This is a genomic window from Sphingomonas sp. PAMC 26617 (genome assembly GCF_000242835.1).
In the GTDB taxonomy this organism is placed as follows: domain Bacteria; phylum Pseudomonadota; class Alphaproteobacteria; order Sphingomonadales; family Sphingomonadaceae; genus Sphingomonas.
Window position 1 is genome coordinate 3,536,351 of sequence record NZ_JH594425.1, and the last position, 13,669, is coordinate 3,550,019.

The following is a 13,669-nucleotide window of genomic DNA, read 5'->3' on the forward strand; positions in this document are numbered from 1 at the left end:
CAGGGGAGGGGATGGGGGTGGGGGAGGTCTCACCGAGACCAGTGCCGGAGTTCGCGGCACGGCCCCACCCAAACCCCTCCCCTGAAGGGGAGGGGCTTTTGCCGAACCGCGCGCAATGGCCGCTCTTTTCCGCCCCCACCCCGCAGTAGAGGCCAACGGCCGCTCCTGTTCGCCCCTCCCCTTTAGGGGAGGGGATGGGGGTGGGGGAGGTCTCACCGAGCCCAGTGCCGGAATTCGCTGCACGGCCCCACCCCAACCCCTCCCCTGAAGGGGAGGGGCTTTTGCCGAACCGCGCGCAATGCCGCTCCTAATCGCCCCTCCCCTTCAGGGGAGGGGATGGGGTGGGGGGAGCCTCACAGAGACCCGCGCCGGAGCCCGCGGCAAGGCCTCCCCCATTGCGCCCGTCGATCCGCGCTACCCGCCGCTGCTCTCGCGCACGACGAGCCGCGTCGGCAACGGATCCGGCACCACCGCCTCCCCGCGCAACCGACCGAGCAGCGTCGCCACCAGCGTTTCCCCCGCGCGCCTTGCATCCTGCGCGACCGTGGAAAGCGGCGGACTGGTCAAGGACGCCGAGGGAATGTCGTCGAACCCGACGATCGCCACGTCGCCCGGTACGCTCCGCCCCGTCGCCGCAAGCGCGCGCATTGCGCCGATCGCGATGCTGTCGCTGGCGGCGAAGATCGCGTCATACCCGGCACCGCGCCGCGCAAGCTCGACGACCGCGTCGACCCCGGCATCCTCCGAAGTGATGGCATCGACCCGCAGGCGTTCGTCGGGGGCAATCCCGGCACGTTCGAGCGCCGCGCAATAGCCGCGATACCGCTCCTCGATCTCGGGATAGCGGCTGTCCGCCGTACCCAGAAACGCAATGCGCCGACGCCCTTGCGTCAGGAGGTGCGCAGTCGCCTGCGCGCCGCCGTCGCGATTGTCCGATCCGACGGTGATCGCGCCGGGCCCCGTACCGACCGCGCCCCAGCGCACGACGTGCGATCCCTGTTCGGCAAGATGATCGAGCCGGACGCGGTAGGTATCATAGTCGCCATAGCCGAGCAGGATGATCCCGTCCGCCTTGTGGCTGTCCTGATAGTCGACGTGCCAGTCTCCCGACAGTTGCTGGAACGAGATCAGCAGATCATAGCCCGCCTTGGCTGAAGCGCGCGTGATAGAGCCAAGCATCGATAGGAAGAACGGGTTGATCGCACCGTCCTCTTCCGCTGCCTCTTCGAAAAACAATAGCGCAAGAGTATTGGCGGCCTGGCTCCGCAGGCTCGATGCGTTCTTGTCGACCGCGTAGTTCAGCTTGCGCGCGATCGCCTCGATCCGGGCGCGGGTTTGCGGATTGACCGTCTTCACCCCGCGCAAGGCGCGCGAGACGGTCGGCTGCGAGACGCCTGCCAGTTGCGCGATATCGAGGGAAGTCGGTCGTCTCGCCATCGTTGCCACAATCCTCCGGACTAACTTCGAGGATCCTAGCGCGCCGGGACGATGGGCGGCGAGGCGCGTTTCGGGGTGCGTTCGAGAATACGTATGCCCGATCCTTCTGCAAACCCCCTCTTCGAAATATAGACGCCACAGGGCAATCGACGCAGCTTTCAGGACGTCGACGAAACTGTACGTGAGGATGCGCGGGCCAGGCCCGCCTGAAGGGGAACGCCACAAAATGACCGACCAAGCGATGAGCCGCGCAGTTTGCGCGACCGCACCCGTGCGCCGCCTGTCCACCACGCTGCTCGGCCTGCGCGTCAGCAGCACCGCGCTTGCCGCGGCGCTCGTCATGCCGGGGGTCGCGTTCGCGCAGGACGCGTCGACCACCGCCAATACCAACCCGACCGCCAAGGCGCAGGTCGAGGCAACGGCCAACCAGGCCGATCCGACCCCGGCACCCGCGACGCCCGCCGAAACCCCGGTCGAAGCCGCCGCAGCGGCACCCGCCGACGAGAACATCGTCGTCACCGGCATCCGCGCCGGTCTCGACTCCTCCGCCAAGATCAAGCGCCAGTCGGTCCTGATCGTCGATTCCGTCTCCGCCGAGGACGTCGGCAAGCTGCCCGACGTATCGATCGCGGACTCGCTCGCACGCCTTCCGGGCGTCACCGCGCAGCGTCTCGAAGGCCGCGACCAGCGCCTGTCGATCCGCGGCCTCGGCCCCGACTTCTCGACGACGCTGCTCAACGGCCGCGAGCAGGTTACCGTCGGCGACAACCGCGGCGTCGAGTTCGACCAGTACCCCTCGGAATTCTTCAAGACGGTCAACGTCTACAAGTCCGCTGACGCCTCACTGATCGCCGCAGGCATCGCGGGGACGGTCGACCTGCGGATGCTGCGCCCGCTCGACCAGGGCAAGCGCGTCATCGCGGTCAGCGCGCGCGGGCAGATGAACGGGATCGACAAGCTCAATCCGGACGGTACCCGCTACGGCTATCGCGCGTCGGCGACCTATGTCGACAAGTTCGCCAACGATACGATCGGCATCGCGATCGGCGGCTCGGCCACGTCCGCACCGTCGCAGAACGAACGCTACAACGCGTGGGGCTATAACGGTGCCGGGACCGCGGCGAGCCCATTCGTCCTCGGTGGCGCAAAGCCTTATGTCCAGTCGAACGAGCTGAAGCGCTACGGCGGCGTCGCCACGATCGAATGGCGTCCATCCGAGACCTTCCATTCGACCTTCGACGCGCTGTATTCGCACTTCGAGGAGACCCAGTTGCTGCGCGGAATCGAGTTCCCGCTCGGCTTCTCGAGCCCGACGCAAAGCGGCATCACCGTGACCGACGGGTTCGCGACCGCAACGACCTTCTCGGGCGTCCACGCGATCCAGCGCAACGACTATAACCAGCGCAAGGCGGAGAACTTCTCGCTCGGCTGGAACAACGACCTGAAGCTGACCGAGAAGATCCACCTCAACGTCGATGCGAGCTGGAGCCGTGCGACCCGCACCGACTTCCTGCTCGAGACGTACACCGGGGTCGGCTACGCCGGTGCCGGGCCGGACGATACGGTTCGCGTCTCGCAGAAGGGCAACGGGACCTTCAACATCGTCCCGACGCTGGACTACACCAACACGAACATCTTCCGCCTGACCGATCCGCAGGGCTGGGGCTATAACGGCACACAGCCGGTCGTGCAGTCCGGCTTCCTCAACCGTCCGAGCTTCAAGGACGACCTCAAGTCGCTCCGCGCGAGCCTCAACGGCGAATTCGACAACAGCATCGTCAAGAGCTGGGAAGTCGGCGCGAACTACAGCCGACGTGAAAAGACGAGCGCGTATCAGTCGTTCTTCCTTTGCCCCAAGGGCAGTGGGACGGGCTGCACCGTTTCCAGCGGCACGCCGACCTCGGCCGCCATTCCGAGCCAGGCGGTCATCGGGACGGTTCCGCTCGCATATCTCGGCGTTCCGGCCGCACTCGCGCTTAATCCGCTGTATCTGTACAACAACAGCTACAACAGCGCGTTCGACGGTCGTCCCAGCTCGCTGGTCCGCGACAACGTCGTGCTCGAGAACGTCTACACCGGCTATGCCAAGATCAACATCGACGGCGACGTCGGCGGCAAGGCGCTAAAGGGCTCGATCGGCACGCAGGTGGTGCGGAGCGAACAGCGGTCTGACGGGCAGATCGCCAGCGTGGTCAATGGTATCGTGACGATCGCTCCGGCGAGCCAGAAGGTCCGTTACACCAATGTCCTCCCGTCGGCTACGATGGCGGTCGAGCTCGTGCCGCTGGGCTATGTGAAGATCGGCGCGTCGCAGACGATGGTTCGTCCGCGGCTCGACCAGGAGCGCGTGACGCAGGATGTCAGCATCAACATCGCCAACATCCAGCCGAACAACGTCAACCCCGCGCTGAACCCGGTGTTCAGTTCGTCGGGCGGCAACGTGGCGCTGCGTCCGTACAAGTCGACCAACGTCGACATGTCGTTCGAGCAGTATTTCCGGGGCGGCGGCTATGTCGCGCTGTCGGGCTATTACAAGCACCTCACCGATTTCGTTGATCCCAACAATAGCTATGCCTATGACTTCTCGGGTCTGCTTCCAGCGCTTTCGCCGGCACAGCAGGCGATCGTCACCGCCAACCGGCTGACCATCGGCAACGTCAGCGCGCCGGCGAACACCGGGCGGGGCAGTGTCATCGGCGCGGAGGCGACGCTGTCGGTCCCGTTCAAGATGATCACCAGCGCGCTCGACGGGTTCGGGGTGTTTGTCTCGGGCAACTACACCGAATCGGCGATCAAGTTCGTCAACAACCCGGCGCAGGCGATCACCCTGCCCGGCCTGTCGACGTGGACCGGCAGCGGCACCGCCTATTTCGAGAAGCATGGCTTCCAGGCCCGGGTGAACTATCGATACCGGTCGTCGTTCCTCGCTGAAGTCGCGGGTCTGTCGGCGACGCCGACGTATCGGACCGCGCGCGCCGAGGCGATCCTCGATGCGCAGATCGGCTATGAGTTCCAGAGCGGGATCCTCAAGAACTTCGCGATCCTGGCACAGGCCAAGAACCTGACCGACCGTCCGTTCGTGACGTACCAGAATGACGACCCGCGCCAGGTGATCGATTACCAGCGCTATGGCCGTGATTACTATATCGGTATCACCTACAAGTTCTGACCACGGCCGCGCACGGCCAGTGAAACCTTTCGCTGGCCGCGCGCGCGCTGAATGCCTTAGTACAAGCGGGGACGTCGATCATGACCGAGCAGCCTGAGCCGATCAGGATCGTCATCGTCGGCGGCGGGACCGCGGGGTGGATGACGGCCGCCACCTTCGCCCGCTTCCTCGAGAATGGGTTCGAGATCGACCTGGTCGAATCCGACGCGATCGGCACCGTCGGCGTCGGCGAGGCGACGATCCCGCAGATCCGGCTGTTCAACGATGCGCTCGGGCTCGACGAGGACGCATTCCTCCGCGCGACGCAGGGGACGTACAAGCTCGGGATCGAGTTCGTCGACTGGCTTCGGCCCGGACATCGCTACATGCACGCGTTCGGCACGGTCGGGCGCGATGTTGGCTTGCTGCCGTTCCATCAATATTGGTTGCGCGCCAACGCGCTCGGCACCGCGAAGGACCTCGCGGCCTATTCGCTCAACACCCAGGCCGCGCTTGCGGAGCGGATGCAGCGTGGGCCCGCGCGGACCGCGCGCGTGCTCCCGGACATGCCATCCGCTTTCCATTTCGACGCGGGGCTCTATGCACGGTATCTCCGCCGCTACAGCGAGACGCGCGGGATCAACCGGATCGAGGGCAAGGTCGTCCGCGTCGAGCGGGCCGACAATGGCGATATCGGTTCGCTGCTGCTCGAGGACGGGACGACGCTCGCCGCCGACCTGTTCATCGATTGCACCGGCTTCCACGGCCTGCTGATCGAACAGACGCTTGCCACCGGCTATGACGACTGGACGCACTGGCTCCCGGCGGATCGCGCGATGGCGGTGCCGTCGGAACGCAGCACGGCGTTCACCCCCTACACCCGCTCGACCGCCAAGGCGGCGGGCTGGCAGTGGCGGATTCCGCTGCAGCATCGCACCGGCAACGGCATCGTCTATTCGTCCGAGCATCTGAGCGACGACGAAGCAACCGCGACCCTGCTCGCCGGGCTCGACGGCGAAGCACTCGCCGACCCGCGGCCGATCCACTTCCGCACCGGCAAGCGCCGCAAGATGTGGAACCGCAACGTCGTCGCGATCGGGCTGGCGGGGGGCTTCCTGGAACCGCTGGAGTCGACCAGTATCCACCTGATCCAGTCCGCGATCGCGCGGTTGATGAAGCTGCTCCCAGGGCGCACCGTCGCCGAGGCGGATCGCACCGAGTTCAATCGACAAAGCGATTTCGAATATGAGCGCATCCGCGACTTCATCATCCTGCATTATCACGCGAACGACCGCACCGAGCCGTTCTGGCAGAAATGCCGCGAGATGGCGCTTCCCGAGACGCTCTCCGCCAAGATCGATCTATGGCGCGGCAACGGCCACATCACGCGCGAGCATGAGGAACTGTTTACCGAGGTCGGCTGGCTTCAGGTGTTCGCGGGCCAGGGCGTGATGCCGCGGGGCCATCACCCGCTCGCCGATGCGATCCCCGCCACCGATCTTGCCGAATTCCTCGACACGATCGACCAGCTCAACGCCCGTGAGGTTGCCCAGATGCCGAGCCACGCCGACTTCATCGCGCGTCATTGCGCCGCAGCCCTGTCGGTGCCCGCATGAGCCTCACCGCAGCCCTGCTGTTCGCGCTCGCCGGTCCCGCGACCGCCGTTCCGGTAGAGCAGGTTCGCGCCCGCGCGCCTGAGAACGAGATCATCTATTTCGTCCTGCCCGACCGGTTCGACAATGGCGATCCGTCCAACGACACGGGTGGCCTGACGGGAGACCGGCTGACCACGGGCTACGATCCGACCACCAAGGGCTTCTACCACGGCGGCGACCTCAAGGGGCTGATGCAGCGGCTCGACTATATCCAGTCGCTCGGCGTCACCGCGATCTGGGTTGCGCCGGTGTTGAAGAACAAGGCGGTCCAGGGCGCCAAGGGGCATGAGAGCGCCGGGTACCACGGCTATTGGATTACCGACTTCACCAGGGTCGATCCGCATTTCGGCACCGATGCCGAGTTCGCGGCGTTCGTCGACGCGGCGCATGCCCGGGGCATGAAGGTCTATATGGACATCATCGCCAACCATACCGCGGACGTGATCCAGTATCGCGAGTGCGTCGCCAAGACCTGCGCCTATCGCAGCAAGGCGGATTATCCGTACCAGCGGCGCGGTGGCGTCACCGGCAAGCCGATCAATCCGGGCTTCGCGGGCGACGCGGTGCAGACGCCCGAGAACTTCGCCAGGCTGACCGATCCGGCCTACGCCTACACCCCGTTCGTGCCGCCTAGCGAAGCAAGCGTGAAGGTGCCGGCATGGCTCAACGACCCGCGTTATTATCACAATCGCGGAGACTCGACCTTCGCCGGTGAATCCGCGCGCTATGGCGATTTCAGCGGGCTCGATGACGTCATGACCGAGGATCCGCGCGTCATCGCTGGGTTCATCAGCATCTACGGCAGCTGGATCGACCAGTTCGGCGTCGACGGCTTCCGCATCGATACCGCGCGCCACGTGAACCCCGAATTCTGGCAGGCGTTCATCCCCGCGATGCAGACCCGCGCGGCGGCGCGCGGCATCCCCAACTTCCCGATCTTCGGCGAAGTCTATTCCGAGACGGTCGACCCCGGCTACACCGCGCAATTCACCCGGCGCGACAAATATCCTGAAGTGCTCGACTTCTCGTTCCAGGCTGCGGCGCGCGCGATGTTGACCGGCAAGGCGGGGACCGACGTCTTCGCCAGGCTGATCGACGGCGACGTACTGTACGAGGGCGGCGACGCGACCGCGCTGCGGCTCCCGACCTTCCTTGGCAACCACGACATGGGCCGGATGGGCTATATGCTCGACAAGGCGTGGCCGACCGCGACCGAGGCCGAACGGCTCCAACGGCTCACGCTCGCGCATGTCCTGCTGCTCTCCGCGCGCGGCGTGCCGACGATCTATTCGGGCGACGAGCAGGGGTTCACCGGGCACGCGGGCGACCAGGACTCGCGCGAGGACATGTTCCCGAGCAAGGTCGCGACCTATAACGACAACCGGCTGATCGGCACGAAGACGACCACCGCGACCGCGCATTTCGGGACCGAAAACCCGATTTTCCAGACGATCGCCAAGCTGTCGCAGATCCGACGCGACCATCCGCAGCTTCGCCACGGTCGCACCGTCGTACGGTTCGCCTCGGAAAAGGCGGGCCTGCTCGCCTTCACGCGCGGGGATGACGACGGACGCGAAGTGCTCGTCGTGCTCAACACGTCGACCCAGCCGCTCAGCGCCAATGTCGAAGTCGGCGCGCAGTCCGCACGGTTCACGGCGCTCGCCGGAAATTGCCCGGCCAGCGTGACCGCGCCGGGTTCGGCAATGATAACGCTCCCACCGCTCGGCTACGCGATCTGCGCCGCCGCACCTGCCCGCCTCCCCAGCAAATGAGCCTCATGACCGCCCCTGCCGTCCAATCCGCGCCGTCTGCCTCCGAACAATGGTGGAAGGGCGCCGCGATCTACCAGATCTATCCGCGCAGCTTCGCCGATTCGAACGGCGACGGGATCGGCGATCTCAACGGGATCACCGCGCATCTCGATCATGTCGCCTCGCTCGGGATGGATGCGGTGTGGCTGTCGCCGTTCTTCACCTCGCCGATGAAGGATTTCGGCTATGACGTTGCGAACTATCGCGACGTCGACCCGATCTTCGGCACGCTCGCGGATTTCGACGCGCTCGTCGCGCGCGCACATGCGCTCGGGCTGCGGATCATCATCGACCAGGTCTATTCGCACACGTCGAACGATCATCCGTGGTTCCAGGCAAGCCGCGCGAGCCGTTCGGGCGACATGGCCGACTGGTACGTCTGGGCGGATGCCAAGGCGGACGGCAGCCCGCCGTCCAACTGGCAATCGGTGTTCGGCGGCCCGGCGTGGACGTGGGACGCGCGCCGCCAGCAATATTACCTCCACAATTTCCTCAAGGAACAACCGCAGCTCAACGGGCACAATCCGGCGGTGCAGCAGGAACTGCTCGATACCGCGCGTTTCTGGCTCGATCGCGGGGTCGATGGTTTCCGGCTCGACGCGATCAACTTCGCGATGCACGACCCCGCGTTGACCGATAACCCCCCCGCCCCCGCGACCAACCGCGCACGAACGCGGCCCTTCGATTTCCAGCTCAAGCTGCACAACCAGAGCCACGCCGACATCCCGGCGTTTCTCGAGCGGATCCGCGCGTTGCTCGACGAGTATGGCGCTGGCTTCACCGTCGCCGAGATCGGCGGGGAAGACAGCGATCGCGAGATGAAGCTGTTCACGGCGGGCGGCAAGCGGCTCGACAGCGCGTACAGCTTCGACTTCCTCTATGCCGATGCATTGAAGCCCGAACTCGTCGCGGATTCCCTCGCGCGCTGGCCGAACGACCCGACGATCGGCTGGCCGAGCTGGGCGTTCGAGAACCATGACGCGCCACGCGCGGTCTCGCGCTGGACCACGCCCGGCAATGCGCGCGCGTTTGCGCGGATGAAGCTGCTGCTGCTCGCGTCGCTGCGCGGGAACATCTTCCTGTATCAGGGCGAGGAGCTCGGGCTGACGCAGGTCGACATCGCGTTCGAGGACCTGCTCGACCCCGAGGCGATCGCCAACTGGCCGATGACGCTGTCGCGCGACGGGGCGCGGACGCCAATGCCGTGGGTCGGCGCAGCGGACGATCTCGGTTTCGGGAGCGTGACGCCATGGCTGCCGTTCGGTGGCGATCACGCCGCCCTCGCGGTCGACGTCCAGGATGCCGACGCGGACTCGCTGCTCAACTGGACCCGGCGCGTGCTGACGACGCGCAACGCGCACCCGGCATTGCGCGCTGGCGACCTGCGGGTGCTGTTCAGCGACGATGCGCTGCTCGCGTTCGAGCGCGCGGCGGACGGCGAGCGGCTGCTGTGCCTGTTCAACTTCAGCGACACCGCGCGCCGCGTGCCGGAGACGATTGCGCGCGACGGTGCCGTGCTGCTGGCGACTCACGACGGCGACATGGACACGCTGCCCGCCTTCGCCGGGCTGGTGCTCAGGCTGTGACGCATCCGACGGCGGATCGGGCGATCGTCATCCTGGGCGGCGGCACCGCCGGCTGGATTGCGGCCTGCCTGATCGCGCGCCGCTGGCCCGACGCGCGGGTGACTTTGGTCGAGAGCCCCGAGATCGGGATCGTCGGCGTCGGCGAGGGTTCGACCCCGCAACTGAAAGGCCTGTTCGACCAGCTCGGGATATCCGAGGCCGAATGGATGCCCGCGTGCGACGCGACCTACAAGCTCGGGATTGGGTTCGAGGGCTGGTCGGATCGCCCGGGGTTCGACCGCTATTTCCACCCCTTCCCGACCGCACTCGACAGCCACACCGCCGACGCCTTCTTCTACAACACCCGCGCGCGCCGCACCGGGCGCGATGTCGTGGCGCATCCTGATCGTTTCCTGCTTCCGGCGCGGCTGGCGGATGCGGCGTGTGCGCCGCAACCCGACGAGACCTTTCCGTTCGAGGTCAGCTACGGCTACCATTTCGACGCTTATAAGGTAGGCGCTTTCCTCGCGCGGCACGCGGTCGAGAAGCGCGGCGTGACGCATCTCCAGCGGCGCGTGACCGGGGTGGAACGTGCAGCAGACGGCGGGATCGCCGCGCTGCTGTGCGAGGATGGCGCTCCGGTGGTTGGCGACCTGTTCGTCGACAGCAGCGGGTTCCGCAGCGTCTTGTTCGAGCAGACCCTGAACGTCCCGTTCGTCCGCTACGCCGAAACGTTGTTCAACGATGCCGCGGTCGTGCTGCCCACCCCGCGCGACCCCGCCGCGCCGCTCGCCAGCCAGACCCGCGCGACCGCGCTGTCGGCCGGGTGGGTGTGGGACATCCCGCTCACCACCCGCAGCGGGAACGGTTATGTCTATTCGAGCCGCCATCTCTCGCCCGAACAGGCTGAGACGGAATTACGCGACCATCTTGGTGTCGGCGACAGCGGTACCGCGCGCCACCTGACGATGCGCGTCGGACGGGTCGCCGAAAGCTGGTCGCACAATGCGCTCGCGGTCGGGCTCGCGCAGGGGTTCCTCGAACCGCTCGAGGCGACCGCGCTGCATCTCGTGATCGCAACGGTCGAGGCGTTCCTCGACGCGGTCGATGCGGATGGCTTCACCGCCAGGGCGCGAACGCCGTTCAACGCGCGGATCGCCGCACGCTACGATGGCGTGCGCGACTATATCGTCGCGCATTACCGGCTCAACCAGCGCCATGCCGACCCGCACGGCTATTGGGCGGCCGCCCGCGCGGTCGACCCGTCGGACACACTCAAGCGCGTGATGTCGGCGTGGTTCACGGGCGGCGATCTCGCCTCCGAGATCGAGCGGCTCGACCTCGGGCGCTATTACAGCGCGATTAGCTGGCACTGCCTGTTCGCGGGCTATGGCACCTTCCCCGAGGATGCCCGGCTCGTCCCGCCCGGTCCGGATATCGACCGCGTCGACATGGCCCGCATCGACGATTTCCTCAGCCGCTGCGCGCGCAATTTCCAGCCGCACCAGACCCACCTCCCCCGGTAATTTCAGTGAGAGACCAGTCATGAAACGCCTCCCCATCGCGCTGCTGCTCGCCACCGTCGCGCTGCCGCTCACCGCCCCCGCCGCACAGGCACAGGCTGCTGCCCCCGCGACCACGCTGACGGCTGCGCGCGATGGCGTAGAAGTGACCGCGGGCGCGCTCAAGATGAAGCTGATCGCCTTGTCGGACGATCTCGTCCGGGTCCGCATCGCGCGTGACGGCGTCTATCCCGAGGACGCCAGCTGGGCGGTCCTCCCCGCGCAGCGCAAGACCCGCGCGACGGTGACGCCAGCCCCCGACGGTTTCACCACCGCGACGCTGCGGGTCCGCATCGGCGCGGGTGGCGCGGTGACGTTCGAGACGCTCGACGGCAAGATCATCTCGGCCGATGCCGCCCCGGCGCGCGTCGACGGCAAGGCGTTCACGCTCACCAAGACTCTGCCGATCAGCGAGCATATCTACGGCCTCGGCGACAAGACCGGCGGGCTCGACCGGCGCGGCAAGGAATTCGTCGACTGGAACACCGATGCGTTCGGCTTCACCAGCGGGGACGACCCGATCTACAAGTCGATCCCGTTCTTTGCCACGACCGGCGGCGCGGGCGGCAGCTACGGGATCCTGCTCGACAACACCTATCGCACCTGGTTCGATTTCGGCCACCGCGACGCCGACACGCTCAAGTTCGGCGGCGCCGACGGGCCGATCGACTATTACTTCCTGAACGGTCCCAGCCTCGCCGACGTCACCCGCCGCTACGCCGGGCTGACCGGCCGCGCGCCGCTCGCGCCGAAATGGGCGCTCGGCTACCAGCAGTCGCGCTACAGCTACATGTCCGCCGATGAAGTCCGCGAGATCGCCCGCCACCTGCGCGCCGACCGCGTGCCGACCGACGTGATCTGGCTGGACATCGGCTATCAGGACCGCAACCGCCCGTTCACGACCAATCCGCAGACCTTCCCGGACCTTCCGGCGCTGGTGAAGGACATGAACGCGGAGGGGATCAAGCTGATCGCGATCACCGACCTGCACATCGCCAAGGCCGACACCGGCTACGCGCCCTACACGACCGGCAAGCGGATCGACGCGTTCGTCAAGAACCCCGACGGCAGCGACTATGTCGCGCCGGTGTGGCCGGGGGACTCGGTCTTCCCCGATTTCACGACGACGAAGGCGCGGACCTGGTGGGGGACGCTGTACAAGGGCTTCCTCGATGCGGGCGTCGCTGGCTTCTGGAACGACATGAACGAGCCCGCGATCTTCAACACGCCGACCAAGACGATGCCGCTCGACACGGTCCACCGCATCGACAGTGACGACTTCGCCACCCGCACCGGCGACCACCGCGAGATCCACAACGTCTACGGGATGCAGAACACGCGCGCGACCTATGACGGCCTGCTCGCGCTGCGGCCCAACGAGCGCCCGTTCGTGATGACGCGTGCAAGCTATGCGGGCGGACAACGCTATTCGGTGACCTGGACCGGCGACAATCTCGCGACCTGGGATCACCTCAAGCTGTCGGTCCACCAGATCATCAACCTCGGCCTGTCGGGCTTCGCCTATAGCGCCGCCGACGTCAGCGGCTTCGCGGGCGGGCCAAGCCCCGATTTGCTGACGCGCTGGTTCGAGATCGGCGCGTTCACCCCCGTCTTCCGCGATCACTCGGCGACCGGCACGCCGCGCGTCGAGCCGTGGGTCGACGGCCCCGACCATCTTGCGATCCGCCGCCGCTTCGTCGAGGAACGCTATCGCCTGATGCCGTATTTCTATGCGCTGGCGGACCAGAACAGCCGGCTTGGTGACCCGATCATGCGCCCGGTGTTCTACGATTACCCAAGTGCGGCATCGGCGAGCTGCAACCAGTCGATGACGTTCACGCTCGGCAAGGCGTTGCTGATCGCGCCCCCGCCCAGCCCGGAATCGCCGCAGACCTATGACGTCTGCCTGCCCGCCGGGGGCTGGTACGATTACTGGACCGGACTGCGCACCGGCACCCCCGAGCCGACCGTGCAGGGTCCGATCCAGTCCGCGACGCAGGCCGTGCCGACCGCGCGTTCCAACGGCGACCGCGTCGTCGAGACGCCACGGCTCGACCGCCTGCCGGTGTTCGTCCGCGCGGGCACGATCCTGCCGCGCCAGCCGCTCGTCCAGAGCACGGCTCAGATGCCGAGCGGACCATTGATGCTCGACGTCTATCCGGGTGCCGAATGCGTCGGCACGCTGTACGAGGATGACGGCACGACGCTCGCCTATCAACGCCGCGGGTTCCTGCGGCAGAAGGTGACGTGCGCGATGACGCCGAACGGCCTGTCGATCGCGTTCGAGGCGCGCGACGGGAGCTTCAAGCCGTGGTGGTCGCAGGTGACGGTGACGGTCCACGGCTGGAGCACGCCGGCGACCGCAACGCACGACGGCAAGCGGCTGGCGACGGCGGCAGACAGCGCGGCGCAGACGGTGGCGTTCACGATGCCCGCGCCGGTCAAGGCATCGCGCGTGATGCTGGCACGCTAACCGTCACGCCGCCCCGGT

Annotated in this window: 7 protein-coding genes; 6 read left to right on the forward strand and 1 reads right to left on the reverse strand. The window is 66.7% G+C overall.

Annotation, left to right across the window (positions count from 1 at the left end):
* Nucleotides 1-414: 414 nt before the first annotated feature.
* The gene (locus RH91_RS15515) at nucleotides 415-1,437 is read right to left on the reverse strand and encodes a LacI family DNA-binding transcriptional regulator (RefSeq protein ID WP_010163846.1); all 1,023 of its coding nucleotides are present in this window, start codon (nucleotides 1,435-1,437) and stop codon (nucleotides 415-417) included.
* Between the two features lie 226 nt (nucleotides 1,438-1,663).
* Between RH91_RS15515 and RH91_RS15520 the strand changes: the two genes are divergently transcribed.
* The 6 genes from RH91_RS15520 (at nucleotide 1,664) to RH91_RS15545 (ending at nucleotide 13,651) form a co-directional block, all read left to right on the forward strand.
* Entirely contained in the window at nucleotides 1,664-4,606 is a 2,943-nt protein-coding gene (locus RH91_RS15520) for a TonB-dependent receptor (protein ID WP_010163848.1), read from the forward strand.
* An 80-nt stretch (nucleotides 4,607-4,686) separates the two neighbouring features.
* Nucleotides 4,687-6,201, forward strand: coding sequence for a tryptophan halogenase family protein (locus RH91_RS15525; protein WP_010163849.1), 1,515 nt, complete (start codon nucleotides 4,687-4,689; stop codon nucleotides 6,199-6,201).
* Nucleotides 6,198-8,012: an alpha-amylase family glycosyl hydrolase gene (locus RH91_RS15530; RefSeq protein WP_010163850.1), complete on the forward strand. Its 1,815-nt coding sequence runs from the start codon at nucleotides 6,198-6,200 to the stop codon at nucleotides 8,010-8,012. Before RH91_RS15525 ends, RH91_RS15530 begins: the two co-directional genes overlap by 4 nt.
* 5 nt (nucleotides 8,013-8,017) lie before the next feature.
* Nucleotides 8,018-9,637 carry an alpha-amylase family glycosyl hydrolase gene (locus RH91_RS15535; RefSeq protein ID WP_010163851.1) on the forward strand — a complete coding sequence of 540 codons (1,620 nt, stop codon included), beginning with the start codon at nucleotides 8,018-8,020 and terminating at the stop codon, nucleotides 9,635-9,637.
* A complete protein-coding gene (locus tag RH91_RS15540; RefSeq protein ID WP_010163852.1) occupies nucleotides 9,634-11,142 on the forward strand; it encodes a tryptophan halogenase family protein in 1,509 nt (502 codons plus the stop codon). Before RH91_RS15535 ends, RH91_RS15540 begins: the two co-directional genes overlap by 4 nt.
* 19 nt (nucleotides 11,143-11,161) lie before the next feature.
* Nucleotides 11,162-13,651 (forward strand): TIM-barrel domain-containing protein, encoded by a 2,490-nt coding sequence (locus RH91_RS15545; protein WP_010163853.1) that lies wholly within the window; start codon nucleotides 11,162-11,164, stop codon nucleotides 13,649-13,651.
* Nucleotides 13,652-13,669: the final 18 nt, after the last annotated feature.